The sequence below is a fragment of the Parasphingorhabdus sp. genome (genome assembly GCF_048267785.1).
Lineage (GTDB): Bacteria > Pseudomonadota > Alphaproteobacteria > Sphingomonadales > Sphingomonadaceae > Parasphingorhabdus.
In genome coordinates, this window is sequence record NZ_JBLWWU010000009.1 from 102,179 (window position 1) to 127,845 (window position 25,667).

Below are 25,667 nucleotides of genomic sequence, written 5' to 3' on the forward strand. Positions count from 1 at the left end.
ATCGGAGCATCGTTGCTAGTATTGCAATCATTCCCGACCAAGATAAAAAAGGGCGCGCCGTCCACTGAACGGCACGCCCTTCTGTTACTAGCCTAGCTCCGGCTTAAAAGCGGAAGCCAACGCCCGCGACGACCTGGTGGCGGTCGAGATCGACGCCGATTTCATTGTTATCGTTGAACAATGTGTCGTTATATTTGAGGGAGCTATAGTTGGAATAGCGATACTCGAGTTTGACGAACGCGCCGGAACCGTTGCCGTTTCCGCCGGTTCCAATCACTTGCTCGATGCCGGCACCCAGACGATAGCCGTCAACCTGCTGGCTGTCGTCGAAGTTCAGGTCAACACCATCGGCTTCGGCCCGGTCCTGGAAGCGGGATTCGACTGCGGTGTTGGTGTATCCGCCCTTGGCGTAGAGCAGGGTGGTCGGGCTGACCTTGGCACCGATACGCGCGCCGATATAGAGGTCGCGTTTCAGATTGATGCGATAGCCGAACGGCGCGTTGATATCTTCATCGCCTTCCTGACGGCCGGTCGAATCCATATATTCGCCTTCGAGGCCAAGGACGACAGGGCCGGCGTCGATATCATAGCCGAGAGCGACGCCATAAGCGAAGCCGTCGACCGACTGGTCGAGCGTGTTATTCTCGAAAATGCCGTCATTGTCGGTGTCGACATCGACATCACTGCCTGAACGCAGCGTATCATAGCCGCCAAGGATTTCGGCGCGCGGACCGGTGAAGGGGGAGTCGGACTGTGCGGCCGCCGGGGTGGCAACGGCAACGGCGCCGACGACGGAAGAGAGGATCAGGGGGGTGATCATGGGGGATTTCATCATTTTACTCCAACTAACTAAACAAGGAACAGGATCGTTCCGGTGAGCCCCGCTATCGTTGCGGGCTTTCCGCCGATCACGGCGCCGTTGGTCGGCGCAATTGATCGACGAGCAAGGGAAACGGTCGAGCGGTCCATGTCGTTCCATCGGAAAATGGATAAATTCGGATAATGTTGAAAAGTTGCAAAAATAGCACGGTTTTGCGGTGGTTATCCCTCTTGCCGGCGGACAAATCGGGCGACAGCTTTGGCCGTGAACGGCCTCTTTCCTACAATAGGTCGGCGCGCTTATGTTCAGCGTTGCGATGATTCTGCTCTGCCTCTCTCTCCCCGTTTGCGATCGCCTCGCGGTTGGCGATTTTAAAGGTCACACTAGGCAGGGCGTTAACCTTGGAAAAATCCCTGATTTTCGGGGTTGCGGGGCAAAGGTCACAGAAAATAAAAATGGCGCGCTCTGTAAAGTCCTGCGTGGATCTCGTTCCGGCCATCGCGAAGCCGTTATATTCGGCGCGTTCCGTCATCGCTTGACCGGCTCCCCGTATCTTGACAGGTTGCGGCTCACCAATCGAGAGGAGCCCCCGCGATGACTATCGCCGCCGTCCGCACGCCCGAAGACCGTTTCGCCGATATCCCGGACTTTGATTTTCCTGTATATTATGCCGATGATCTGCCGGGCTATGAAGGGCTACGCGCCGCTTGGATCGATACCGGCCCGAAGGATGCCGAGAAGACTTTCCTCTGCCTGCACGGCGAGCCGAGCTGGTCGTTTCTCTATCGAAAGATGATCCCGCATTTCACCGCCACCGGCGCGCGGGTTGTCTGCCCGGATTTCTTCGGTTTTGGCCGGTCCGACAAGCCGACCGATTTCAAAACCTATACGTTCGATTTTCACCGCACTCATATATTGGCGCTGGTCGAGTGGCTCGACCTCAGGAATATCACGTTGGTGGTGCAGGACTGGGGCGGATTGATCGGGCTGACTCTGCCGGTGGATGAGCGGTTCAAGGCGCGCCTGTCGCGGTTGATCATCATGAACACCGCCTTGGGGCTCGGCACGGGTGCGGGTGACGGGTTCAACGCGTGGAAGGCCTATGCGCTGACCGTTCCCGAATTTGACGCCGGCCAGATTATCGCGCGTGGCACACCAGGGATGAGCGAGGCGGAAATTGCTGCCTATAATGCGCCCTATCCGGATGACAGCTATCAGGCCGGCGCACGGACCTTTCCGGCGCTGGTGCCGGTCGAACCGGATATGGATGGCGTCGCGGTCAGCAAGCAGGCTGCCGCTTTCTGGAGCAACGAATGGTCCGGCCCGAGCTTCATGGCAATCGGCGGCTCTGATCCGGTGTTGGGTCCGCCGGTGATGAAGATGATGCACGGGCTGATCAACGGCTGTCCCGAGCCGCTGCTAATCGAGGAGGCAGGGCATTTCGTGCAGGAATGGGGTAACGTGGTGGCACCGGCTGCGCTGAAGTCGTTCGGGGATATTTAGGGGGGCGGGGCCGTTAGTGGTGAACCTGTCGAGCGAAGTTCTCATACGAGAGACGCTCTTCGACAAGCTCAGGACGAACGGAAACAGCCCTCGTTCATCGAGCGCAGAATGAACGGCAACCATACCCGTTCGTCCTGAGCCTGTCGAAGGACCCTCCGGTCGAACGGCGCCGTTCGCTTTGCGGACCTCGGCACCGGCAAGTGCGAGCCGAACAGCAAGGATTGATCGAGACTGTCCTAAACCGCCAAGATCCGCTATGGTTGGGCAAAGAGAATATGGTCGCGTGTTTTTGTTCCTGAACGCCGGAGAAGCAAATGCCGCAATATTATTATCTAAAATATATCCCGAAAAGCGATCGGGCGCGCGTTGTCGGGAATCTAGAGCGGCTGATCAGTCAGCTTGACCGGGAAGTGCCGGACAAGGACAGCGAGCAGACGCTGTTGCTGGCGACCTGGAATATCCGCAATTTCGGTAAGGTCAGAAGGCTGCCGGAAAGTCTGATGTATATCGCCGAGATATTGTCGCGCTTCGACTTTGTTGCGGTGCAGGAGGTGGTCGATCTCGACGACTGGCGCGCGGTGATGGACCGGCTTGGGCCGGATTACGATTTTATCGCCTCGGACAAAACCCATCACAAGCTCGGCAGCGGCGGAGAGCGGCTGCTCTATCTCTATGACAAGCGCAAGGTGCGGTTCCAGAATATTGCCGGCGAAATCGTCCTGCCGACCGACATGCTGATCACCGACGATACTGCCGGAGAGGGCGGAGAGCTTTATCAGGGCAAGCAGTTCCGGCGCTCACCATTCATCACCGCCTTCCAGTCCGGCTGGTTCAAGTTCGATATTTGCACCGTGCATCTGTTCTACGGCTCCTCGTCGGGCTCGAAGTTGCAGGAAAGAGTGCAGGAGATTGACCGGGTCGCCGATTATTTCGGCGATCGGGCCGAGCAGGCGAAGAAAGAGGGGCGGTCGCTGATCTTGCTGGGCGATTTCAATATTGTCCACCCGGACCATGAGACAATGACCGCACTGAAACGGCACGGCTTCCGGATTCCCAATGCGCTCAACCGGCCATCCAATCTCGATCTCAGCAAATATTATGACCAGATTGCCTTCATGACCGACGATGATACGCTCAGCTTCATCGACCGCCAGACCGACGATCCGAAGAAAGCCAATGCCGGGATCTTTGAAATCTACAAATCGGTATTCCGCGATGGCGATACGCTCGAATATGAAACCGAGCTGCGCAAGAAGGCGGGTGGCAAGGACAAGCAGGGCGCTGCCCTCACCAAATATTACAAGGGAAACTGGCGCACCTATCAACTGTCCGACCACAAACCAATGTGGGTGCGGATCAAGTCAAATGCGGCGGCTTCCTATCTGGCCGGTTTGAAATCAGACTGAGGCCGATATTGGTCAGGCCGCCATCGCAGTTTTGCTGAAATGCTCGGTAAAGCGTGGCTGCATCGGCTGGCTGGCAACCATCGCTAGTGGCAGTGCAGTCTCGCAATGCGCGCATTCGGCGCTGAACCGCCCGACATGCCAGCTTGATTTCCCGCAACCGGGGCAGCGGTTGACGATATCGAGATGATAGAGCGGCTGATAGCCCCGCTGATTGTCCTGTTCGGCCAATGCGTGAGCAGGCTGATTGATGAATGATCTTGGCGATAAGTACATCGTTTCTTCCTTCTTTATTGTGCCAAACCTGTTTCGTTAATTTCGCTTCAAATGGCATTTCGTTGCTGTACCAGCGATGAACCGTTTGTTTTGGTAGATGAAATGATATCGGCTTCTTTCAAAATCGATAGGAGTAATTCGCCATCTTTCGGTGATCATTGTCACATTTCTGACCAACTATCTGATTTTAGGCCGGAATAATTTAGCGAGTGAGTCCCGAATTGAACCAGGGGATTAAGGGAGAGGGTTGAAGGATAATATTAATGCGGTGTCCGGATCAAAACAGGACCGAATCAGCCGTCGTCACGCCCCGGTCGGCGAGTCCGCACAGTGCCGCTGGCTAAGCGTTCAGTTTCCCCCACGCCAGATCGGCAAATTCGCACAACAGCGGTCTCGTCTCGCGCGGATCGATGATATCCTCGACGCTGAACTGCTCGGCGGTGCGGAAGGGCGAGGTGACCTTGTCGAGCTTCGCCTTGATCTCTGCCAGCCGCGCGGCTGGATCTTCGGCGCTTTCGATATCGCTCTTGTAGGCGACCTCCAGACCGCCGGCGATTGGTAGCGAACCCCAGTCGCCACTGGGCCAGGCAAAGCGGTACTGGAAATTCTCGGCATTGCTCATCGCGCTGCCGGCGATGCCATAGGCGCGGCGGACAATGACGCTGGCCCAGGGTACGGTCGCTCTATAGACCGCGTTCATCGCCTGCACGCCATAGCGGATGGTGCCGGTGCGCTCGGCCTCGCCGCCGATCATGAAGCCGGGATTGTCGACCAGATGGACGACCGGCAGATGGAATTGCCCGGCCAGCTTGACGAACCGTTCGACTTTCTCGGAAGACTTGGCTTCCCATGACCCGCCGAGAAAAGACGGATCATTGGCGAGCACCGCCACCGGCCAGCCGTCGAGACGGGCAAAGGCGGTGATCGCTGCGCGGCCCCAGCGTTTGCCCATTTCGAACACCGATCCCTCGTCAAAGACCGATGTCATGATCTTGCGCATCGAATAGACCTGCTTGTCGGCGCGCGGCACGGCGGAGAGAAGGCTTTCATCCCTGCGGTCGACCGGATCCCAGTTCTCGGTGCGGGCGGCCAGCTGGTTCACGTTGCTCGGCAGATAGGACAGGAATTTGCGGGCGGTGACAAAGGCTTCCGCTTCGCTGGCGACCTCTTCGTCAACCACGCCATTGGTGGTGTGGATGTCGGAGCCGCCCAGTTGTTCCTTGCTGAGATCATCGCCAATAGCGGCAGCCACGGCCGGGCCGGCGGCGAAAATCTGGGATAGTCCCTTCACCATGATCGAATAATGGCTGGCGACAGTGCGCGCCGCGCCCATGCCCGCGGTCGGTCCGAGCGCCAGGGCCACCACCGGAACCGTATCCTGGTTCTTGATTATATCTTCCCAGCCGGGAACCGCAGGGACATAGGTAAAGCCCATATCTTCCAGCGATTTGACCGAGCCACCGCCGCCGGTGCCGTCGATCATCCGGATCATCGGAATGCCCAATGTATGCGCCATTTTCTCGCACTGGGTGAATTTGCGGTGCAGCGCCGCATCGGCAGCGCCGCCACGGACGGTGAAATCATCTGCAGAGGCGACTACCGGGCGGCCCTCGATATTGGCGCGACCGAAAATCAGGTTGCTCGGCGCAAAATCCTCAAACGTCCCGTCCTCGGCATAGGTCCCGCGCCCGGCGATTTTGCCGATCTCGCGAAAGCTGCCCTCATCGACGATTCCCGCAATCCGCGCCCGTGCGTCGAGCTTACCGCGGCCATGCTGGCGCGAGACTTTTTCCTCGCCGCCCATTTTTTCGGCGAGCCGCTGGCGCTCGGCCAGTTCTTCGAGTTCGGGTTTCCATGTCATATTTTGGTCCGGTCAGCTTTACAGTTATGCAGGGCTTTATTTTCTGTGACCTTTGGCTGGAGCCAGCAGAAAACTAGGGGTCGTGGATGGCTGTCTTGCCGCCTAGTGTGAACTTCCGCAAAAGCGGCCCTGATCAGATAATTTGATGGCGCGTCCGTCATGCGGCCAATATAGCGCGATCCCGCAATGTAGGACAGCGTCATCAGGTGGTGGCCGGTTGCGATATCATGTCATGGGTTTAACCGAGTGGTTAAGCGAGGGGAAGCGGGAAATTGCCAAGTTGGCAGCCTAGCAATTTTTCGATTCAAATCGAACAGTTCTGACTCACCGTTTTGCGATGGCAATCAAAGCCGTTGACGGGATTGGCAAGTCCGGCCGATCGCCAGCCATAATCCGCACTTCTGCGATGACTTTCGCCTTTTCTGCATTGCTCAGGCTGACCCAGTCCGGTGACATGCCAAATAATGTGTCGGGATCGTCGAGCGCCGCTAAATCAAGTAGATAATCGTGCGTGACACTCTCGATCCGGGGATCTCGATAGCCGGCAGTGACTAGTTCGCGGGCGAAATCGTCCGGATTGCTGAGCGCCTGAATAGCCTGAGGCATCGCTATTCCTGCCCGGTCGGGAAACAATTTTTTCCGTATCTGGCCAAGCAGCAGAAAGGTTGCTGCACCTTGGTCCTGCCACGTCGCAACCACCCCATAGCCGCCCGGACGGGTTACGCGGCGCATCTCCGCTAGGCCTTTGCGCCAATCGGGGAACATGATCACGCCGAAGATCGAGAAGACCGCATCGAACGTCTCATCCGGCAGATCGAGCGACTGTCCGTCCATTGTCCGGGCCTCGACATTGGGTAGTCCTGCCTCGGCGATGCACGCCACCATCCCGGGGGAAAAGTCGGTTGCCAATATATGGGCTCCCGTTCGCGCTGCCGCCAATGCAAGCGCGCCGGTTCCCGCTGCTACATCAAGTACATGGCTCTGCGGCGTCAACGTGACGCGCACTAGCGCATCCTCGGCAAACCGAGAGGTAAAGATATGCGCGGTCTGCCGATACTGGCGTGCCGCTTTGTCCCAGTGGTCCGGGTTTTCGAACGGGGGTGTTTCAATCTCCGGCATTTAATATTCTCCACGAATCATGTAACTTAATAAGTATCATGACTTAATGCACTTGCCAATGGCGATAATGATGTGAAGGATTAGAGGATGCGAAACGACAGCCGTCTCTCCCGAATGCTTCATGTGCTGCTGCATATGGCACGCCACGACGGACCGATGACCTCGGAGGCGATTGCGGCAATGCTTTCGACCAATCCGGTCGTCGTTCGCCGGACGATGGCGGGGTTGCGCGACGCGGGCTATGTCCGCTCGGAAAAGGGACATGGCGGGGGCTGGGTGATCTCGTGCGATCTTGAGAAGCTGTCATTGCTTGACGTCCACCGCGCAGTCGGCGGACCAAGGTTATTCGTGATCGGGAACGAGCACTCAAATCCGGATTGCGCGGTGGAACAGCTTGTCAATGAAGCGGTGGAAGATGTCTTGCACGAGGCTGAGGCTTTGTTGGTGAAGCGGCTGGGTGCGGTCAGCCTTGCCGAACTGAGCCGGGGTTTCGACGCTCGGCTTCGCGAGATTCAAGGGGCCAACTAGCTGACCTTCGATCGCCGCATCGCGCTGCCATCTCCCAAGCTGCGCTGCAGGGAAGAAATATAACTATTCACTCATCCCCGTATATCGCGACGCTTTGCTCACCCTCGCTGGTGGCTCTCCCGCGATACATGCCGGTGGTGTTGAAGCTGTAACCGGCCTGACTCCATGGTGTCGCGTAGATAATCCCGCCATCCCCACCAAGCGCCCCGAGTTCCGCAATCACATCATCCGCGATCTGCTGGATTTCCTCATCGGGCAGTTGAAATTCGCTGGCGTGAATGACGTAAGTGTAATTGTCATCTTTGTCTTTTGGCACGGTCAGCTGGGCTTCCCTGATCGCCATTTGCCACCGCGTCCGGATGCGGGCGCAGATTTCGTGGGCGACGCCGAGGCGAATGAAATATTCGCCCGATCCGGTCGCTGAAATCGCACAACTGCGGTTGTCGGCATAGGTCCCGGCACCGATGATCGGGCTGTCCCCGATCCGGCCCCAGCGCTTGCCGGTCATGCCACCGGTTGAGGTTCCGGCTGCCATATTGCCATCGCGGTCCTGCGCCACGGCGCCGACCGTACCGAATTTATAATCGACATCGGCGGCGCTGACCTTTTTGGCGCGCAGGTCGTCGATCTGTTTCAGGCGATAGGGAGTGGCATAATAATCCGGTGACACCTGTTCCAGCCCCTGTTCGCGGCTGAACTGGTTTGCGCCTTCGCCGGACAGCATCACATGCGGACTATGGTCCTTGACCGCGCGGGCCAGCAATATCGGGTTCTTGGTGCCGTTGATCCCGGCGACCGCGCCAGCCGACAGGTCGCTGCCGTCCATGATGCTGCTGTCCAGTTCGTTGGTCTTGTCCCAGGTAAAGACCGCCCCTTTGCCGGCGTTGAAATTGGGGTTGTTCTCGAGAATGATGATGGTGGCTGTGACAGCATCAATCGCGCTGCCACCGTCCTCGAGAACGGCGGAACCTGCCTCAAGTGCCTGATTCAGTGCTGCGCGGATTTCGGCGTCTTTCTCGGGCGTGATCTTGTCTCGATCGATTGTCCCGGCACCGCCGTGAATGGCGATTGACCAGCGGGCTTCCTCTTCGATCCCGTCCTGCGCGTTTGCAGTCGTCGCCATGGTCGAAAGCAGCAGCGTTGGCCCAAGCAGGTTCAGTAAATAACGGATCATCAGACGTCTCTCCCGATTGGCTCTTATCATTTCTTCGCGAACAGCCTATATGTCCGGCAAACAGGCCCTTCTTACAAGAGCAAAAATATGACCTCAAATAATCCGTCGCTGCGACCCTGGCGCGATATTGATCGGCGCAAATCCCGCCAGATCATGGTCGGTGATGTTCCGGTCGGTGGCGATGCGCCGATTACCGTGCAGACGATGACCAATACGCTTACGTCCGACGCCAAGGCGACGATCGACCAGATTCGCCGTTGTGAAGAGGCGGGTGTCGATATCATCCGGGTGTCCTGTCCCGATGTCGAAAGCACGACGGCGCTGAAAGAGATTGTGCGCGCCAGCAACGTGCCGATCGTCGCGGATATCCATTTTCACTATAAGCGCGGGATCGAGGCGGCAGAGGCGGGCGCGGCCTGTCTGCGGATCAATCCGGGCAACATCGGTTCTTCGGCGCGGGTGCGCGAAGTTATCGACGCGGCAAAGTCCAACGGCTGTGCGATCCGTATTGGCGTGAACGCGGGCAGTCTGGAAAAGGATCTGCTCGAGAAATATGGCGAGCCCTGTCCCGAGGCTTTGGTCGAAAGCGCGCTTGATCATATCAAGATATTGCAGGACCATGATTTTCACGAGTTCAAGGTGGCGGTGAAGGCGTCGGATGTGTTTCTTGCCGTCGCGGCCTATTCTCAGCTCGCCGATGCGGTGGATTGTCCGCTGCATCTCGGCATCACCGAGGCGGGTGGTCTGATCGGCGGCACGGTGAAAAGCTCGATCGGCATGGGCAATCTGCTCTGGGCCGGAATCGGCGACACGATCCGGGTGAGCCTGTCGGCGGAGCCCGAAGAAGAGGTGCGCGTCGGCTATGAGATGCTCAAGGCGCTTGGTCTGAGAACCCGAGGTGTGCGCGTGGTCAGCTGCCCCAGTTGCGCGCGGCAGGGTTTTGACGTGATCCGCACGGTGCAGACGCTGGAAGAACGGCTGCAACATATCCGCACGCCCTTATCGCTCTCGGTGCTTGGCTGCGTCGTCAACGGCCCGGGCGAGGCCCGCGAAACCGACATCGGTATCACCGGCGGCGGCAAGGGCAAGCATATGGTCTATCTGTCCGGTGTCACCGACCACCATGTGGCGGATGAGGATATGGTCGATCATATCGTGAAATTGGTCGAGGCGAAGGCGGCGGAGATCGAGGCAGGGATTAGCGAAGCGGCTTGAGGTGCCATACGGACAGGATCGCTCGCCAGCCTATGCTTTTCCAACCAACGCCGAAGATATTCCCCGTTCGCCCTGAGCCTGTCGAAGGGCCTCTCTGGGCCTGCGCTTCATCAGCGTTACGAGGAGCAAGGCGCTTCGACAGGCTAAGCACGAACGGGATTTGCAAAAATCCATTCTATGCTATGCTCGGACGAGTTTCCTGACAAATTTTCGCTGAAGGATGATCCAGCATGACTTCGACCCGCAAGCGCGCAAGTGACTTTCACCCCCATATTCTCGAGATTTTCGACGGCTATGTGCACGGCATGATCTCGAAGCGGGACTTTATCAGGCAGGCGGGGAAATTTGCCGCTGCGGGCGTGACCGGGGCGATGATTCTGGATCAGTTGCAGCCCAATTATGCCTGGGCGGCGCAGGTCGAGCCGGATGATCCGGCGATCACGGCCGAGCGGATCAGCTACAATAGCGCCGAAGGACACGGCAAGATCAACGCGCTGATGGCGAAACCGGCGGGAGCGACGGGCAAGCTGCCTGCTGTGCTGGTAATTCACGAAAATCGCGGTCTCAACCCCTATATCGAGGATGTCGCACGGCGGGTGGCCAAGGCCGGCTATCTGGCGCTGGCACCCGACGGCCTGTCACCCCTGGGTGGCTATCCCGGCAATGACGACGACGGACGAACAATGCAGGCCAAGCTGGACGGCGCCAAGCTGATGGAAGATTTCTTCGCCGCTTTTGAATTTCTGCGCGATCATGACGGATCGACCGGCAAGGTTGGCGCAGTCGGTTTCTGCTACGGCGGAGGCGTGTGCAATGCGCTGGCGGTGGCCTATCCCGATCTTGCCGCGTCGGTGCCTTATTACGGACGCCAGCCGGAAGCCGCTGACGTTCCGGCGATTGAGGCACCGCTGATGATCCATCATGCCGGTAATGACGAGCGGATCAATGCAGGCTGGCCAGCCTATGAGGCGGCTCTTTCCGAGCACCAGAAAGAATATAGCGTGCATTTCTACCCCGATGTGAACCACGGTTTCCACAATGACACGACTCCGCGCTATGACGAGGAAGCGGCAACGCTGTCGTGGCGGCGGACGCTGGCCTTTTTCGATACGCATCTTCGGAACTAGGCCCGGATGATGCAATCGCTGCCGTATGCGGCGATGGTTCGCAGCTTCCCGGCCATGAAACGCGGCCTTGGTCTGACAAAAGCCTGTTCCCTCATGCCGCCGGAAGTGTAATAGCCGCTGGATGAGATTCTTGCTGTTATTTCTGGCCGTGTTGGGCCTGTCTGCTTTGCCCGCCAGTCAGGCCGCAAAGGCAGTGGCGAGCGAAACCAGCCACCCCGAAGCCCGGCCGTTCGACGAATCCGCCCATGCGGTGGAGCAAGTCGATTCAGCACTTGCCCGGGCGCAACTGTCCGGCAAGCGGGTGATCGTCGTGATGGGCGCCAACTGGTGCCATGACAGCCGTGGCCTGTCCGGCTGGTTTGCCGAGCCGCGCTTTGCCGCGATGCTGGCGGTCAAATATGAGCTGGTCTATGTCGATGTCGGGATGAAGGACCGGAATATCGATATCGCCCGGCGCTTTGGCATAAAATCGATCAAGGGCACGCCGACCGTGCTGGTGCTGTCCCCGAAAGGCGAATTGCTCAACCGCAAGTCGGCACCGAAATGGCGCAATGCCGCAAGCTGGACGGAAGAGGATATTTTTACCTATTTCGACCAGTTTATTCCCGAACTCTGAGCCGAAGGAAAGCAGGTGCCGCGCGCATTGACCTATATATTGATCCTGCTGGCGGTAATCGCCGTGGCGCTGTTCTTCCTGCCGCTGCGGCTGGCTGTAGGCATGGCGGGGCTGGAAGGATCGCGCTTTTCGGCCAAGGCGATCAGCGGATCGGTCTGGAACGGCCGGATCGAGGGCGCGCAAGTCGGGCCGTTTGCTTTGGGTGATCTCGATGCCGGTGTGCGGTTCCTGCCGTTGCTGACCGGTAAATTGCTGATGGACTTGGAGCGACCGGCCACCGCCGGTGATGACGGGCTGGTCGCGACGGTTGGCAAATCCGGCAACAGCCTGCTGGTGCAGGATGTGACCACCGTGCTCGGCGTAGGCCGCCAGCTGGCCCCGTTGCCAGCCTCGGCGATCGACCTGCGGGACGTAAATATCACCTTCGCCGGTGGTCGCTGCCAGTCCGCGAGCGGGCAGGTGCGGATGTCGCTGGATGCCAATATTCCGGGGCTGGATCTTAAACAGGGCTTGCTTGGCAATGCGACATGTCAGGATGGGGTGCTGGTATTACCGCTGCAGAGCGGGTCCGGCATGGAGCAGCTCACCCTGAAGCTCGAAGGCAATGGCTTTTATACTGCGCGGCTGTTCCTTTCGGGTAGCGACCGCGCATGGACGTTGCTATTGCCGACGCTCGGCTTTCGCAATGTTCCGGACGGCTATGCGATCAAGGTTGCCGGGCAACTCGGACAGAGGAACGACAATTGACCAAGGCGGTAAAATTCTCGATACTGGATCTCTCCCCGGTGCCGCTGGGCAGCGACGTAAGAACCGCGCTCGACCGGTCGCTGGCGCTCGCGCAGCATGGCGAGGCGCTTGGCTACGAGCGATTCTGGATGGCCGAACATCATGGCATGGAAGGCATCGCCAGCGCCGCAACCGCGGTGGCGCTTTCGCATATCGGTCAGGGGACCAGGACCATCCGGATCGGTGCCGGCGGAATCATGCTGCCCAATCATGCGCCGATGGTGATTGCCGAACAATTCGGCACGCTGGAGGCCCTGTTTCCCGGACGGGTGGATTTGGGGCTGGGCCGCGCGCCGGGATCGGACCAGCGGACAGCACAGGCTCTGCGGCGCAATCTCAACAGCGATGCCAATGAATTTCCGCGCGATGTTCTGGAACTGCAGGCCTTTCTTGCCGGCGATGAGCGACTAGGAATCCAGGCAACACCGGGGCAGGGGAGCAATGTTCCGCTTTATATACTTGGCAGCAGCCTGTTTGGAGCGCAACTGGCAGCGGCTTTGGGGCTGCCTTATGCCTTTGCCTCGCATTTTGCACCGCAGATGCTCGACGAGGCGCTTACGATATACCGTCGTGACTTCAAGCCATCCGACCAGCTGGCCAAGCCCTATGTTATGTGCGGCTTCAATATTTTCGCGGCCGACAGCGACGAGGAAGCAGAATATCTTTCCAGCTCGATGATGCAGAGCTTTGTCGCGCTGCGCACCGGAAATCCGGGAAAAATGCCGCCGCCGGTCGAGGGCTATCGCGAGAGCCTGCCACCGCAGGCCCAGTCAATGCTCGAACAGATTTTGCAGGGCAGCGCGATCGGTTCGCCCGACAGGATAAAGCAGGGAGTCGAACGGTTCCTTGACCGGACCGCCGCCGACGAACTGATCATTTCCGGATCGATCTTTGATCAGGCCGCGCGAGAGAAAAGCTATGCAATCACCGCCAATGTTCGGGACCTGATCGCTGCCTAGGGACAATTTCGCTTCACTCAAGCCTTGATTTTAGCATCAGGCCTGCCCATGACTCTGGCCAATCGATATTCCGGAACAGCCCCCTATGGGAGAAGATATATTGCCACGTACAGGTACTAATTCAGCGCTTAGAGACTTTCTGAAAAGCGAGGCAGCGGGCGGTATATTGTTGATGGTGGCCGCCGCTCTGGCGATGATTGTTGCGAACAGTCCGTTATATGAAGTCTATCATCATTTCCTTCACGAGATAAAGGGACCCGTTCTGTCAAGTAAATTGGGCCCGATGACGCCCCATTTGTGGATCAATGACGGGCTGATGGCGATCTTCTTTCTGCTCGTCGGGCTCGAAATCAAGCGCGAGTTTGTCGATGGACGGCTTAACACCTGGGAGCGACGGCGATTGCCGGTAGTTGCGGCGGTGGCGGGCATGGTGGTTCCAGCGCTGATCTATCTCTTTGTCGTGAAAGATATGCCCGAGCTTTACAATGGCTGGGCGATCCCGGCGGCCACCGATATTGCCTTTGCGATCGGCGTGCTGGCGCTGCTTGGGCCCCGTGCGCCTACCTCGCTTAAGCTGTTCTTGGTCACCGTCGCGATTGTCGATGATATGGGCGCGGTGGCGATCATCGCACTGGTTTATACCGCCGAGATCAACGGTGCTGCTCTACTTGCAAGCGCGGCGATATTGGCCGTGATGTATACGATGAACCGTAACGGTGTGCTCAAGCTCTGGCCCTATCTGATCGGCGCCGGCCTGCTCTGGTACACCGTGCTGATGTCAGGCGTTCACGCAACCATTGCCGGGGTGTTGGCGGCGATGGTCATCCCGATCGTCGTGACACCGACTTCCCCGGATGCAGAAAATTCTCCGTTGCATAGGCTGGAACACGCGATTTCGCCCTGGAGCGCCTTTCTGATCGTACCGATCTTCGGCTTTGCCAATGCCGGTGTTTCGCTCAGCGGGCTGGGCATGGAACAGATTTTCGCGCCGCTGCCGCTCGGTATCGCAGCCGGCCTGTTGCTCGGCAAGCAGATCGGTATTTTCGCCAGCGTCTGGATCGCGGTAAAAACGGGCTTTGCCGGACGACTTGGCGGTGCCAGCTGGTTGCAGGTCTATGGCGTGGCGATGCTCTGCGGTATCGGCTTCACGATGAGTCTGTTCATTGGCGCACTCGCCTTCCCGGGCAATACGCTGCTGATCGAGGAAGCGAAGATCGGTGTGCTCGGCGGATCGGTTCTGTCCGCGATTATCGGTTTCTGCATATTGCGCTTCGCGCCGCAGGACCGCCATCTGGACTCGCTCGACGAGAAGGAGGCGGAGCAGTTACTTGATGCGTTGCCCAATGGTGAAGCGCAAAAGCTGAAAGACGCGCTTTGAAGGGCAGTGGCCTGATTGCCGTTGCCTGTCTGACAATTTCGGCCGGTACATGGTCAGCTGCACCGGCAACTGCGCCAGTCATCACCGACAGGGTCAGCTTGCAGGCATCGAATGCCCTTGGCTCTATAGCCGATGATTACGTAAAGCTCACACTGGCGCTGGGCGAAAAAGAAGCCGGCTATGTCGATGCCTATTACGGCCCGGCGCAATGGGCCGAGACGGCCAAGACCGACCCGCGCGATATGCGTGAACTGGGCAATGCGATTGTCGATCTGATGCTCCGCATCGATGCGCTGACCATCAGCGATGAGCCACTGGTCGAGGCGCGCAAACGCTTTCTTTCGGCCCAGCTGGAAGCCGCGCTCACGCGCCATGCGATGATGCAGCAGGAGAAATTCCCTTTTGCCAAGGAAGCCAAGGGGCTGTTCGGGGTGACGCCGGAACTCAGACCGCTGACGGAATTTGATCCGGTGCTCGAGGAGATCGAGAATATCGTCCCCGGTGAAGGTCCGCTCAGCGAACGGGTGGCGGCGTTTGAAAACGGCTATATCATACCCAAGGACCGGCTGCAGGCGGTGTTCGACACCGCGATTGCCGAGTGCAAGGCGCGGACCGCGCAATATTTCGATCTGCCCGAGGGCGAGAATTTCAGGCTGGAATTTGTCACCGGCAAAAGCTGGAGCGGCTATAATTACTATCAGGGCAATTATCAGAGCCTGATCCAGGTCAACACCGACCTGCCGATCTTCATCGGCCGAGCGGTCGATCTCGGTTGCCATGAAGGCTATCCCGGCCATCATGTCTATAATATGTTGCTCGAGAAAAATCTGGCCAAAGGCCGCGGCTGGCAGGAATTTTCGGTCTATCCGCTCTATTCACCGCAAAGCCTGATCGCCGAGGGGTCGGCCAATTACGGCATCGAACTGGCGTTCAGCGGCCAGGAACGGCTGGATTACGAGCGCGATGTGCTTTATCCGCTGGCCGGCCTCGATCCCGACACGGCGGCAGCCTACTGGGCCCTGCAAATCGCCAAACAGGCACTCAGCGGCGCGCGGATGACGATTGCCCAGCAATATCTGGATGGCGAGATCACGCGGGATGAAGCGATCGCGCTCAACCAGAAATACCAGCTGGTCTCAGCCGAGCGCGCGGCGCAGATGACCGATTTCAACGAGCAATATCGCAGCTATGTGATCAACTACGGCCTCGGCATGGAAATGGTCCGCGACTGGATCGAGGCGCAGGGCGACGCGCCGGTGTGGCGCTGGAAAGCGATGGAGCGGTTGCTCAGCGAACCGGTGCTGCCGGGGGATTTGGTGGTTGAGTGATCTGGTCATACGGAACTTGTTCCAGTATCCAGAGCGGCAACAGGCGTCCTGTCTTCTTGGATCCTGAACCAAGTTCAGGATGACGAACTTTTTACCAGAATAATACTCTCGCTTTCTCCCTCAAGAGAGCAAGGCAAACCGCGAATTCGGGCCCGAAAGACACCTCTATATATGCTCGCCAAATAATTGCGAACAGCCCCACCGAATCCCTCTTGCGCATTGCGTAAATCGGCGTAATCCAAGCGCAGTTTTTCGGGATAGGATTGCTGCATGGCTTTCAATCTTTTCGGACGTATCAAACCCCTCGACGCAATATTGGAAACAGCAGAGAAAAAGGCGCTCACCCGCTCTCTCGGCCCGGTTCAGCTCACCCTGCTGGGAGTGGGTGCGATCATCGGCACCGGCATTTTCGTGCTGACATCGGAAGCGGCGCAGAAGGCCGGGCCGGGGATGATGTGGAGCTTCGTGATTGCCGGACTGGTCTGCGCCGTTGCCGCGCTTTGCTATTCCGAACTGGCCTCGATGGTGCCGGTCTCGGGCTCGGCTTATACCTATACTTATGCGGTGATGGGCGAGCTGCTCGCGTGGATGGTCGGCTGGGCGCTGATCCTCGAATATGCGGTGGCGGCGAGCGCGGTTTCGGTCGGCTGGTCCGGCTATTTTGTCGGGCTTTTGGCCAATGCCGGGATCCATTTGCCCACGGCGTTGACGATTGGCAGTTACGCGCCGGGCGGGCTGATCAATCTGCCGGCGCTGATGATCGCCTTGCTGGTCACTTTTCTGCTGATGATCGGCACCAGCGAGAGCGCCAAGGTCAATGCCGTGCTGGTGGCGATCAAGGTCACGGCTCTGACCATGTTCATCGTGCTCACCGTGCCGATGATGCAGGGACAGAATTTCGATCCGTTCATGCCCAACGGCTGGTTTGGCGAAAGCCGCGGTTTCGGCGCGGTCGGCGCAGCGGCCTCGATATTCTTCGCCTATGTCGGCTTTGACGCGGTGTCGACCGCAGCGGAGGAGACCAAGAACCCGCAACGCAACGTGCCGATCGGGCTGATCGGCAGTCTGGCCATCTGTACCGTTTTCTATCTCCTGGTGGCAGCAGGTGCGATTGGCACCGTCGGGGCGCAGCCGATTGTCGACACAGCGGGGAATGTGCTGGCGCCCGGCAGCACCGCCTTTGCCGCTCAATGTCAGGCTTTGCTGACGGCGGGCCACGAACCTCTGGTGTGCAGTCACGAGGCGCTGGCCTTTGTCCTGCGGAACATCGGCTATCCGGCCTTCGGCAATCTTATCGGACTAGCCGCCTTTCTGGCGTTACCATCGGTCATCCTGATCATGCTGTTCGGCCAGACCCGGATTTTCTTCGTGATGGCGCGCGATGGGCTGTTACCGGAAAAGCTCGCCACTATTCATCCGAAATGGAAAACGCCGCATATCGTCACCGCGATTACCGGTGTCGCGGTATCTGTATTCGCCGCGTTTCTGCCGGTGGGGCAGCTCGCCGATATCTCGAATTCGGGGACCTTGTTCGCCTTTCTGATGGTCGCGGTGGCGGTGCTAATCCTGCGCCGTACCGATCCCGACAGGCACCGCCCGTTCCGCACGCCGCTGGTCTGGATCGTCGCGCCGCTGGCGATTATCGGTTGTCTCGGGCTTTTCTACAATCTGCCGCTGGACGCCAAGCTGGTATTGCCGATCTGGGGCGGGATCGGGCTGCTGCTCTATTTCGCTTATGGCTACAGGAAGAGCCATGTCGGGCGCGGCCATATCGAAGTCCACGAATCGGACGCAGATGCGCCGCCCCAGCCTGTTCCGCCGATCAGCGACCAATAAGCTGCTTTTGCGGCTGTAAATTTCGGGCCGCCATTAACTATCTGCTAACCAATTTCGTTCACTCCGGTTTCTGAAACATGAACCGCGCGACTATGCGCGCACCATGAACAGGGAACGGACTTTATGACCAGACAGAGAATGCCCGAAGATTCTCCGGTAGATGTCGCAATCATCGGCGCCGGGCCAGCCGGTCTGACCGCCGCCTATTTGCTCAGCAAAAAGGGCTTTTCGGTCACGGTTATCGAGAAAGACCCGAAATATGTCGGCGGGATCAGCCGGACGGTGGAGCATGAAGGCTTCCGCTTTGATATTGGCGGGCACCGTTTCTTTTCCAAAAGCCAGGAAGTGGTCGACCTGTGGAATGAAATCCTGCCCGACGACTTCATCCAGCGTCCGCGAATGAGCCGAATCTATTATGAAGGCAAATTCTACAGCTATCCTTTGCGGGCGTTCGAAGCCCTGTGGAACCTCGGCATCTGGCGTTCCACACTTTGTATGCTCAGCTATGCCAAGGCAAAAATCTTCCCGAACAAGAATGTGAAGAGTTTTGAAGACTGGACGGTGAACCAGTTCGGCTACAAGCTCTATTCGATTTTCTTCAAGACCTATACCGAGAAGGTCTGGGGCATGCCGTGCGACGAAATGTCGGCGGACTGGGCAGCGCAGCGTATCAAGGGCCTGAGCCTCTGGAACGCGGTGACCGATGGCCTGAAGCGCTCGCTTGGCCTCAACAAGAAACCGAATGACGGACAGGAAGTCAAAACCCTGCTCGAAACCTTCCGCTATCCCCGTCTCGGCCCCGGCATGATGTGGGATGCCGCCAAGGCCCATGTCGAGGCCAAGGGCAATGAAGTGCTGATGGGCCATAGCCTGAAACAGCTCGCCCAGGATGCCGAAGGCAACTGGCGGGTGAGCGCGACGAGCGCTGAGGGCGAAACCATCATCAATGCAAAACATGTGATTTCGAGCGCGCCGATGCGCGAGCTTGCCACCCGTATCCATCCGCTGCCGCAGTCATTGCCGGAAGCACAGGATCTCAACTATCGCGATTTTCTGACCGTTGCGATCAAGGTCAAATCCGACGATCTGTTCCCCGACAACTGGATCTATATCCACGATGACCGCGTTCAGGTGGGCCGCGTGCAGAATTTCCGCAGCTGGTCACCCGAAATGGTGCCGGACGAGAATATCGCCTGTGTTGGCCTGGAATATTTCTGTTTTGAAAATGACGGCCTCTGGTCCTCGTCTGACGAGGATCTGATCGAGCTGGCCAAGAAGGAAATGGCGATCCTCGGCCTGTGCAAACCCGAAGATGTCGTCGGCGGCGCGGTTGTCCGTCAGGAAAAAGCCTATCCGGTCTATGATGACAGCTATGAAGAGAATGTTGCCACCATGCGCGATGATCTCGAAAGTCGCTTCCCGACGCTGCACATGATCGGTCGCAATGGCATGCACCGCTACAACAACCAGGATCACGCGATGATGACCGCGATGCTGACGGTGGAGAATATCGAGGCCGGCACCCGCAAGTGGAATGTCTGGAACGTCAACGAAGACGCCGAATATCATGAAGCGGGCGACGAAGGCGCGCAAAAGGCGGTCACCGAAGAAATCAGCGAAGACCGTGCCGCCGCTCTCGAAAGCATGCGCGACGTGCCGACGCGGGTCGATGAAACCGCGCCTGCAACCAAGTCGTCAAAAGCGGCGTAATCAGGATGGAACGGAGCGGCGCAGACAGACGGTCAGTCATCGGTGGCTGGATGGGCGGTTTGCCTGCTCCGCTGGCGCTTCTCAACCGTTTCTCGCTCACCCGTTATCTGCTGGCGAGTGTCGTCAGCCTGGCCTTCGACGTGTCCCTGTTCATGGTATTGGTCGCTTTTCTGGTCGATCCGGGTTGGGCATCGGCCGCCGGCTACAGCGCCGGGATTGTCGTGCACTGGCTGATTTCATCAAGCTTCGTCTTTCCCGGAAAGGCGCGGGATGGCGCGGCGCTGCATTTGCAGCGGCTCGGTTTCATTGGCACCGCAGTGCTCGGCCTCGGCATTACCGTTAGTATGGTCAGCGGACTTACCAGTGCCGGTGTGCTGCCGGTAGTGGCCAAGGGAGCGGCCGTTTTTGTGAGTTTTTTCGCTGTCTATCTCACGCGCAAATATGGGGTGTTCCGGTGAGCTATATGGAAACGGTCCTTGAAGCTCCTGCAAAACGGCACGGTCTCAGCCCCGATTTCAAGATATTTTTGAACTGGGCGCTCGTCTGGGTGGTGCTCGCAAACATTCCGTTCATGGCAATGTGGATGGTTGGCGCGCCACCACGTGCGATACCGATTGCGCTAGCGGGGCTCGTCGGCCTGATTGTCAAACGCCTGCCACGAGCGGTGCAGTGGATCGCGTTCGTCGGGGTGATGGTCTATTCCCTGCTTTCGTTTGTCTCTGGCCTGTTCAGTTTGACATTGGACTCATTATTGTATTCGCTACAGTTTTTCGCCGAGATCAAGCCCAGCAATTCGATCGAATATATCGCTGCGGGGGTGGTCATCGTCGGCATATTGATCGGTAGCTGGTTCCTGCTCAAGCGCGACACCAATTTCTCCAAACCGTTTCATATCCTGCTCGGTGGCGTCCTGATCTTCGGGCTTGTCGGAGCGGATGCCGCTGTCGGCGAGGGAATGCGGGGTCATTATTTCCGGCCGGCACCTACTGGAGCGGTTTTTGAATCTGCGGTTTCCAAATCCGGCTTTGCCACGCGCGCCGATGGCAAGCGCCATCTGGTTTTGATCATCGTTGAATCACTCGGCGTTCCCAGGAATAACAAGGCGATGTCAGACAAGCTGTTTGCCTATTACAACAGCAGCGCGGTCAAGGCGCGCTACGATGTCAGCACGGGAACCAGCCTCTATTATAACAGCACCACGTCGGGCGAGATGCGCGAATTGTGCGGGCGCTGGGGCGATTATTATGAATTGCTTGAAACCGACGATCCGAAGACATTGAATTGCCTGCCCGCGCAGCTTGCCGGAAAAGGCTATGCGACACAGGCGATGCACAGTTTCAAAGGTCCCTTTTTCAAGCGGGAAGACTGGTATCCCAAAATCGGCTTTCAAAAGCGCGAATTTGCAGCCGATCTGGAAAAACGCGGGGCGGAATGGTGCGGCGGCGTTTTTGCAGGCGCTTGCGACCGGCAAGTGCCGAAGATGCTGGCGGAAAACCTGAAGCGGGCGAAACAGCCCACCTTTCAATATTGGCTGACCCTGAACACCCATTTGCCGGTTCCTACCGAGCAGAATCTCCACTCCGAGAATTGTGAAAAAGTGTCGGTTGAACTGGCTCGTGATTATCCGATGATCTGTCGCCAGTTCGCGATCTTCGACGATATAGACAAGGCGCTGATTGCGGAAATAACGGCAAGCGATTTTCCGGAAGCGGACATATTGCTGGTTGGCGATCATATGCCACCATTTTTTGATCGCCATCATCGTTCGCAATTTGACCCGGAGAGGGTTCCATGGCTTTATCTGAAAGCCAAAGGCTCACAGCCCGAGGGGTAAAGTTTTGGAACGCTTGCGCGGCAATCTGCCAATATTATTGATCTGGCTCGCGGTCTCCGCAGTGCTTATTCTGGTCACCCGTGACCAGATTATGAGCGGAATTGGCTGGGATCCGGACGATCAGCTCCGCATGGTGCAATTGCGGGACTGGCTGGGCGGCCAGAGTTGGTTTGACACCACACAATATCGCATCGGCGAGCCCGACGGTCAGCCGATGCACTGGCCGCGCTGGATCGAGTTACCACTTGCGCTGATATTCCTGCTATTCAAACCGTTGATCGGTGCGGCGGGGGCCGAAATCGCGGCGATGGTAATCGTACCGCTGCTCACCCTGGGCGTTGCCATGTGGCTGGTTGCCAAAATCGCCGAACAGGTTTTTGATCGCAAAATCGCCATTCTGGCAGCCGCACTAATGGCAACCGCTGTGCCGATTGTCGCGCAAATCCGGCCGATGCGGGTGGATCACCATGGCTGGCAGATTGTTCTCGCGCTGGCCGCACTGTGGACGATGTTCTGGCCTGACAAACGCAAGGGCGGTCTTGCATTGGGGGCGGCTCTCGCGCTGTGGCTGTCTATATCGCTGGAAGGCCTGCCGCTATCAGTTGCGTTGATTGTGCTGCTCACGGTGCGCTGGGTTTTCAAGACCGAAGAAGGCGTCCGGCTCTTCTGGGCACTATTGTCCTTCCTGATATCGAGCTTCACCTTCTATTTTGCCACTCAGGGTGATTTTGACATCGCGACCAATTATTGTGATGCGATTTCTCCGGCACATCTATTGGCCTGCGCGGCTGGCGGCGCGGTCATATTGCCCGCAATCAAATATCTGCCGTCCAATATTCCGCTTCGTATCGTCGCTCTCTCACTGGCCGGCGCGGCCGCGCTGGCCGTTCTCTATTCCTTTGCGCCGCAATGCGTTGGTGGTGCGTTCAACACCATGGATCCACTGGTTCGTGATTACTGGCTGGTCAACATTCTTGAAGGTCTGCCAATCTGGTATCAGAACGGGAAGACGATGGTTACCTTGCTCGGTGGTGCGATCCTCGTCGGTCTGGTCAGTCTGCTTTACATGATGCGCTCGCAAACCGGCGAATTTGACCGCAACAGGTTGTTCATTCTTGGCTACGCGTTCCTATGGGCGTTGCTGCTGTCCCTGTTTGTTCAGCGGGCAACGGCAGTCGCGGCGGCCTTTGCTTTGCCATTCATGGCCTGGGCCGTGCATCAGGCCTTTATGGGGGCTCGTCGCATCAAGCGTCCGGTCACGCGTATCTTTGCCACTGCGGCCGTTGTTTTCCTGATCATGCCGGGACCCCTTGCCATCGCACTTTTCAACGGCATTTCTGGAAATGATCGACAAGAAGAAACAAATAGCAAAACCGCTATTTGCGAAGACAATGCTTCGTTTGCGCAGCTCAACAGTCTGCCCAGGTCGAATATTCTGGCCCCTTTTGATTTTGGGCCGCGAATATTGTTGATGACTCCGCATGGCGTGCTCGCAACCAGTCATCACCGCAATGACAAGGCAATGGCAGATCAGATACGGATATTTATCTCCGCACCGGACGTGGCCCGTGAGATATTGGAAGCACATGATATTCGCTACATTGTTGTCTGTGATGACGAAGTCGAACTGGAATTCTACGCGAAAAAACATCCGAAAGGTCTGTGGGCACAACTGGTCAAGGGGAAGAAACCGGACTGGCTGCAACCCGTCCATATGCGGGATAACCCCCTAACAATTTGGAGAGTGGCAGGACGAAAATAGCGTAACACTATCTAAACTATAGTGTGTTCCATTAAATTGCCGCAGAAAAACGGGAACCATGGAGAGAAAAATGGCAAGGGTTACTGGGCTAGGCGGGGTTTTCCATATGGTGAAGGACCCAGCAGCGACACGACAATGGTATAAAGACTATCTGGATCTGGATGGGGAATATGGTCCGATGCTCAACTGGTCGGAAGAGAAAAGCGAAAAGCCTTACAGTCTTATCAGCCATTTTCCCGAAGACAGTGACTATCTGAAACCCAGCGAGGCAAAATTCATGATTAACCTGCGGGTGGATGATCTGGATGCCTATGTCGAGCAACTCAAAAACAAGGGTCTCGAGATATTGGGGCATGTAGACGAAGGATATGGCAAATTTGCCTGGATTCTCGATTGTGACGGAATCAAACTGGAATTCTGGCAGCAGGTCGACGCACCAGAAAGCTGATTCCCCTGAAATCTAGCCGGGAATGAATTTCAATGCGAGCCCGTTGAGGCAATGCCGTTTGCCCGTCGGCTTTGGACCATCATTGAAAATATGCCCGAGATGCCCGCCGCAACGCGCGCAATGCACTTCTGTACGGGCATAGCCGATCTTATAGTCTGTCGTGGTGCCAATCCGGTCTTTTGCGATTGGAGCCCAAAAGCTGGGCCAGCCGGTGCCGCTTTCATATTTCATAGCGGATTTGTATAGTACGAGATTGCAACCGGCACACGCATATACGCCTTTGCGTTTCTCTTTGTTCAGCGGGCTGGAAAAGGCGCGTTCGGTGCCTGCCAGACGCAAAATTCGATAACGCGCTGCACCCAGGCGTTGTTTCCATTCCTTGGGTGTCCGATTAATTTTGAACGGCCCGCCAGATCGCGCTTTTGCATCGTCAAAAAAGCCCGAAAGGCTGATCGCCCCATAAGTTCCAGCAGCCACAAGGGATCCGGATATGACAGTGCGCCGATCAATCGATTTCATCTGCAATCCTTTCCGTCCTGCCTGAATCATTCGAAGCAGAACGGGAATTGGTTACAGGTTCATGTCTGAATGGGAACTGATCAATATTTCGAAAGCTCGACTTCCAGTTCGCGGAACCCGTGAACGAAACTGGCGTGGACACGACGATGCTTGCCGGTCGGATTAACCTGCATGCGGCGCTTGTGCATTTCTTCGAGCAAGATACGGACTTGCAGTTCGGCGAGGCGGGCACCGACACAGCGGTGGATACCATAGCCGAAGGCAAGATGCCGTCGCGCATTTTCGCGATCGACAATGATCTTGTCGGCCTCCGGGAAAACTTCTTCATCGCGGTTGGCGGAAATATACCACAATACGACCTTGTCGCCCTTTTTGATCTGATGTCCGAACAGGTCGTGATCTTCCAGCGCGGTGCGTCGCATATGGGCGAGCGGAGTCTGCCAGCGGATTATCTCCTGTACCGCATTGGGAATCAAATCGGGGTTCTGCTGCAGTTTTTCCCGCTCTTCGGGGAACTGGCTCAGTCCAAAGGCAACGCCCGACATGGTGTTGCGGGTGGTGTCGTTGCCGCCGACGATCAACAGCACCAGATTGCCCATGAATTCCATATGGTCCATGTCGCGCATATGTTCCGAATGGATCATCATCGATATCAGATCAGGTGTCGGCTCCGCATTCAGGCGCTCGTTCCAGAGTTTGGTGAAATAGGCGCCCATTTCATAGAGCACCTGCTGCCGTTGTTCCGTCAAATCCTTGGCAACCGACAATTCGATGTCGCCGGCCCAGTCTGACCAGAATGTCAGCAGTCGGCGATCTTCCCACGGGAAGCCGAAGAGGATCGCAAGCATGCCGGTGGTCAGTTCGATCGAAACCTTGTCAACCCAGTCGAACTTCTCGTCCCATGGAAGGCTGTCGAGAACCTCCGCCGTACGGTGCCGGATTTCCGCTTCCATGCGCTGCATTTCGGTCGGGGTGAAGGCCGGGGCGACGGTGCGGCGCTGTCCCGTGTGTTTCGGCCGATCCATTGCGATAAACATCGGCAGCTGAAAATCAGAATCGTCAAAATCCGGTTCCGCAATGGTGATGCCACCTTGCGAGACATCGGACGAGTAGATGTCGGGCAGGGCCTCGACATGCTGGATTGGCTTATAGGTGGTGATATTCCAGAAATCGCCGTGGACGCCGCCCTCTACCTTGTTGATCGGGGCCTGCTCACGCATCTCAGCAAATGGTTTTCGCCACAGGTCCTTGCTATAAAGTTCGGCGCGGCTGACGTCCCACGGGTTGGGATCCTGATCGGCGACAGGAGGATTGCGCTTATACCATGCTTCAAGCGCCTCATCGGCGGTGGGCGAGGTGGTCAGGTTATCGAGGTCGATTTGGGGAACGGATGCCATAAGTCTCTCCTGCCGTTGCCAGTTTCGGCAATCGGTTGCGTTTCAAAACGCGTTCAATCTGCCCCTAT

24 protein-coding genes are annotated in these 25,667 nt (G+C 57.5%); 16 read left to right on the forward strand and 8 right to left on the reverse strand.

Annotated elements, in window-relative coordinates:
* Positions 1 to 103 precede the first annotated feature (103 nt).
* Together ACN0VD_RS09340 and ACN0VD_RS09345 are read right to left on the reverse strand one after the other, a co-directional pair.
* The gene (locus ACN0VD_RS09340) at positions 104 to 835 is read right to left on the reverse strand and encodes an outer membrane protein (RefSeq protein WP_417593671.1); all 732 of its coding nucleotides are present in this window, start codon (positions 833 to 835) and stop codon (positions 104 to 106) included.
* A gap of 265 nt (positions 836 to 1,100) precedes the next feature.
* Positions 1,101 to 1,352, reverse strand: a complete 252-nt coding sequence (locus ACN0VD_RS09345) for a hypothetical protein (RefSeq protein ID WP_417593672.1) — start codon at positions 1,350 to 1,352, stop codon at positions 1,101 to 1,103.
* Positions 1,353 to 1,414: 62 nt separating this feature from the next.
* Here ACN0VD_RS09345 and ACN0VD_RS09350 point away from each other — a divergent pair, with 62 nt between their 5' ends.
* Complete coding sequence (locus ACN0VD_RS09350) at positions 1,415 to 2,323, forward strand: haloalkane dehalogenase (protein WP_417593673.1); 909 nt, start codon at positions 1,415 to 1,417, stop codon at positions 2,321 to 2,323.
* 314 nt (positions 2,324 to 2,637) lie between these two features.
* Entirely contained in the window at positions 2,638 to 3,729 is a 1,092-nt protein-coding gene (locus tag ACN0VD_RS09355) for an endonuclease/exonuclease/phosphatase family protein (RefSeq protein WP_417593674.1), read from the forward strand.
* 12 nt (positions 3,730 to 3,741) lie between these two features.
* Here the strand turns inward: ACN0VD_RS09355 and ACN0VD_RS09360 are convergent, their stop codons facing one another.
* The 3 genes from ACN0VD_RS09360 to ACN0VD_RS09370 form a co-directional block, all read right to left on the reverse strand.
* Positions 3,742 to 4,002 (reverse strand): hypothetical protein, encoded by a 261-nt coding sequence (locus ACN0VD_RS09360; protein ID WP_417593675.1) that lies wholly within the window; start codon positions 4,000 to 4,002, stop codon positions 3,742 to 3,744.
* A 340-nt stretch (positions 4,003 to 4,342) separates the two neighbouring features.
* Positions 4,343 to 5,863 (reverse strand): acyl-CoA carboxylase subunit beta, encoded by a 1,521-nt coding sequence (locus ACN0VD_RS09365; RefSeq protein WP_417593676.1) that lies wholly within the window; start codon positions 5,861 to 5,863, stop codon positions 4,343 to 4,345.
* A 324-nt stretch (positions 5,864 to 6,187) separates the two neighbouring features.
* Positions 6,188 to 6,982 carry a class I SAM-dependent methyltransferase gene (locus tag ACN0VD_RS09370; RefSeq protein WP_417593677.1) on the reverse strand — a complete coding sequence of 265 codons (795 nt, stop codon included), beginning with the start codon at positions 6,980 to 6,982 and terminating at the stop codon, positions 6,188 to 6,190.
* An 87-nt stretch (positions 6,983 to 7,069) separates the two neighbouring features.
* Here ACN0VD_RS09370 and ACN0VD_RS09375 point away from each other — a divergent pair, with 87 nt between their 5' ends.
* A complete protein-coding gene (locus tag ACN0VD_RS09375) occupies positions 7,070 to 7,510 on the forward strand; it encodes an Rrf2 family transcriptional regulator (RefSeq protein WP_417593678.1) in 441 nt (146 codons plus the stop codon).
* Between the two features lie 67 nt (positions 7,511 to 7,577).
* On the opposite strand, the gene ACN0VD_RS09380 is transcribed toward ACN0VD_RS09375, so the two are convergent.
* The gene (locus ACN0VD_RS09380; protein WP_417593679.1) at positions 7,578 to 8,684 is read right to left on the reverse strand and encodes an isoaspartyl peptidase/L-asparaginase family protein; all 1,107 of its coding nucleotides are present in this window, start codon (positions 8,682 to 8,684) and stop codon (positions 7,578 to 7,580) included.
* Positions 8,685 to 8,771: 87 nt separating this feature from the next.
* Here ACN0VD_RS09380 and ispG point away from each other — a divergent pair, with 87 nt between their 5' ends.
* The 13 genes from ispG (at position 8,772) to ACN0VD_RS09445 (ending at position 23,683) form a co-directional block, all read left to right on the forward strand.
* Positions 8,772 to 9,899 (forward strand): flavodoxin-dependent (E)-4-hydroxy-3-methylbut-2-enyl-diphosphate synthase, encoded by a 1,128-nt coding sequence (gene ispG / locus ACN0VD_RS09385; RefSeq protein WP_417593680.1) that lies wholly within the window; start codon positions 8,772 to 8,774, stop codon positions 9,897 to 9,899.
* 230 nt (positions 9,900 to 10,129) lie between these two features.
* A complete protein-coding gene (gene yghX, locus ACN0VD_RS09390) occupies positions 10,130 to 11,026 on the forward strand; it encodes a YghX family hydrolase (RefSeq protein WP_417593681.1) in 897 nt (298 codons plus the stop codon).
* Positions 11,027 to 11,147: 121 nt separating this feature from the next.
* The gene (locus tag ACN0VD_RS09395; protein WP_417593682.1) at positions 11,148 to 11,642 is read left to right on the forward strand and encodes a thioredoxin family protein; all 495 of its coding nucleotides are present in this window, start codon (positions 11,148 to 11,150) and stop codon (positions 11,640 to 11,642) included.
* A 15-nt stretch (positions 11,643 to 11,657) separates the two neighbouring features.
* Complete coding sequence (gspN, locus tag ACN0VD_RS09400) at positions 11,658 to 12,389, forward strand: type II secretion system protein N (protein WP_417593683.1); 732 nt, start codon at positions 11,658 to 11,660, stop codon at positions 12,387 to 12,389.
* A complete protein-coding gene (locus ACN0VD_RS09405; protein WP_417593684.1) occupies positions 12,386 to 13,387 on the forward strand; it encodes an LLM class flavin-dependent oxidoreductase in 1,002 nt (333 codons plus the stop codon). Before gspN ends, ACN0VD_RS09405 begins: the two co-directional genes overlap by 4 nt.
* A 100-nt stretch (positions 13,388 to 13,487) precedes the next feature.
* The gene (gene nhaA / locus ACN0VD_RS09410) at positions 13,488 to 14,765 is read left to right on the forward strand and encodes a Na+/H+ antiporter NhaA (RefSeq protein WP_417593685.1); all 1,278 of its coding nucleotides are present in this window, start codon (positions 13,488 to 13,490) and stop codon (positions 14,763 to 14,765) included.
* Entirely contained in the window at positions 14,762 to 16,093 is a 1,332-nt protein-coding gene (locus ACN0VD_RS09415; protein WP_417593686.1) for a hypothetical protein, read from the forward strand. Before nhaA ends, ACN0VD_RS09415 begins: the two co-directional genes overlap by 4 nt.
* A 270-nt stretch (positions 16,094 to 16,363) precedes the next feature.
* Positions 16,364 to 17,929, forward strand: a complete 1,566-nt coding sequence (locus tag ACN0VD_RS09420) for an amino acid permease (protein WP_417593687.1) — start codon at positions 16,364 to 16,366, stop codon at positions 17,927 to 17,929.
* A gap of 138 nt (positions 17,930 to 18,067) precedes the next feature.
* A complete protein-coding gene (locus tag ACN0VD_RS09425; RefSeq protein WP_417593715.1) occupies positions 18,068 to 19,639 on the forward strand; it encodes an NAD(P)/FAD-dependent oxidoreductase in 1,572 nt (523 codons plus the stop codon).
* 5 nt (positions 19,640 to 19,644) lie between these two features.
* Complete coding sequence (locus tag ACN0VD_RS09430; protein ID WP_417593688.1) at positions 19,645 to 20,097, forward strand: GtrA family protein; 453 nt, start codon at positions 19,645 to 19,647, stop codon at positions 20,095 to 20,097.
* A gap of 5 nt (positions 20,098 to 20,102) precedes the next feature.
* Positions 20,103 to 21,473: a sulfatase-like hydrolase/transferase gene (locus tag ACN0VD_RS09435; RefSeq protein WP_417593716.1), complete on the forward strand. Its 1,371-nt coding sequence runs from the start codon at positions 20,103 to 20,105 to the stop codon at positions 21,471 to 21,473.
* A 4-nt stretch (positions 21,474 to 21,477) separates the two neighbouring features.
* Positions 21,478 to 23,235: a hypothetical protein gene (locus ACN0VD_RS09440; RefSeq protein WP_417593689.1), complete on the forward strand. Its 1,758-nt coding sequence runs from the start codon at positions 21,478 to 21,480 to the stop codon at positions 23,233 to 23,235.
* 70 nt (positions 23,236 to 23,305) lie between these two features.
* Complete coding sequence (locus tag ACN0VD_RS09445) at positions 23,306 to 23,683, forward strand: VOC family protein (RefSeq protein ID WP_417593690.1); 378 nt, start codon at positions 23,306 to 23,308, stop codon at positions 23,681 to 23,683.
* Positions 23,684 to 23,695: 12 nt separating this feature from the next.
* On the opposite strand, the gene msrB is transcribed toward ACN0VD_RS09445, so the two are convergent.
* Together msrB and ACN0VD_RS09455 are read right to left on the reverse strand one after the other, a co-directional pair.
* Positions 23,696 to 24,202 carry a peptide-methionine (R)-S-oxide reductase MsrB gene (gene msrB, locus ACN0VD_RS09450; RefSeq protein ID WP_417593691.1) on the reverse strand — a complete coding sequence of 169 codons (507 nt, stop codon included), beginning with the start codon at positions 24,200 to 24,202 and terminating at the stop codon, positions 23,696 to 23,698.
* Between the two features lie 80 nt (positions 24,203 to 24,282).
* Positions 24,283 to 25,599: a cytochrome P450 gene (locus ACN0VD_RS09455; protein WP_417593692.1), complete on the reverse strand. Its 1,317-nt coding sequence runs from the start codon at positions 25,597 to 25,599 to the stop codon at positions 24,283 to 24,285.
* Positions 25,600 to 25,667 lie beyond the last annotated feature (68 nt).

Bases quoted from the DNA above. Each gene is read 5' to 3' on its own strand.
- ACN0VD_RS09340 (WP_417593671.1), bottom strand. From the start codon at position 835: ATGATGAAATCCCCCATGATCACCCCCCTGATCCTCTCTTCCGTCGTC.
- ACN0VD_RS09345 (WP_417593672.1), bottom strand. From the start codon at position 1,352: ATGACGGAACGCGCCGAATATAACGGCTTCGCGATGGCCGGAACGAGA.
- ACN0VD_RS09350 (WP_417593673.1), top strand. From the start codon at position 1,415: ATGACTATCGCCGCCGTCCGCACGCCCGAAGACCGTTTCGCCGATATC.
- ACN0VD_RS09355 (WP_417593674.1), top strand. From the start codon at position 2,638: ATGCCGCAATATTATTATCTAAAATATATCCCGAAAAGCGATCGGGCG.
- ACN0VD_RS09360 (WP_417593675.1), bottom strand. From the start codon at position 4,002: ATGTACTTATCGCCAAGATCATTCATCAATCAGCCTGCTCACGCATTG.
- ACN0VD_RS09365 (WP_417593676.1), bottom strand. From the start codon at position 5,863: ATGACATGGAAACCCGAACTCGAAGAACTGGCCGAGCGCCAGCGGCTC.
- ACN0VD_RS09370 (WP_417593677.1), bottom strand. From the start codon at position 6,982: ATGCCGGAGATTGAAACACCCCCGTTCGAAAACCCGGACCACTGGGAC.
- ACN0VD_RS09375 (WP_417593678.1), top strand. From the start codon at position 7,070: ATGCGAAACGACAGCCGTCTCTCCCGAATGCTTCATGTGCTGCTGCAT.
- ACN0VD_RS09380 (WP_417593679.1), bottom strand. From the start codon at position 8,684: ATGATCCGTTATTTACTGAACCTGCTTGGGCCAACGCTGCTGCTTTCG.
- ispG (WP_417593680.1), top strand. From the start codon at position 8,772: ATGACCTCAAATAATCCGTCGCTGCGACCCTGGCGCGATATTGATCGG.
- yghX (WP_417593681.1), top strand. From the start codon at position 10,130: ATGACTTCGACCCGCAAGCGCGCAAGTGACTTTCACCCCCATATTCTC.
- ACN0VD_RS09395 (WP_417593682.1), top strand. From the start codon at position 11,148: ATGAGATTCTTGCTGTTATTTCTGGCCGTGTTGGGCCTGTCTGCTTTG.
- ACN0VD_RS09420 (WP_417593687.1), top strand. From the start codon at position 16,364: ATGGCTTTCAATCTTTTCGGACGTATCAAACCCCTCGACGCAATATTG.
- ACN0VD_RS09425 (WP_417593715.1), top strand. From the start codon at position 18,068: ATGCCCGAAGATTCTCCGGTAGATGTCGCAATCATCGGCGCCGGGCCA.
- ACN0VD_RS09430 (WP_417593688.1), top strand. From the start codon at position 19,645: ATGGAACGGAGCGGCGCAGACAGACGGTCAGTCATCGGTGGCTGGATG.
- ACN0VD_RS09435 (WP_417593716.1), top strand. From the start codon at position 20,103: ATGGAAACGGTCCTTGAAGCTCCTGCAAAACGGCACGGTCTCAGCCCC.
- ACN0VD_RS09445 (WP_417593690.1), top strand. From the start codon at position 23,306: ATGGCAAGGGTTACTGGGCTAGGCGGGGTTTTCCATATGGTGAAGGAC.
- msrB (WP_417593691.1), bottom strand. From the start codon at position 24,202: ATGAAATCGATTGATCGGCGCACTGTCATATCCGGATCCCTTGTGGCT.
- ACN0VD_RS09455 (WP_417593692.1), bottom strand. From the start codon at position 25,599: ATGGCATCCGTTCCCCAAATCGACCTCGATAACCTGACCACCTCGCCC.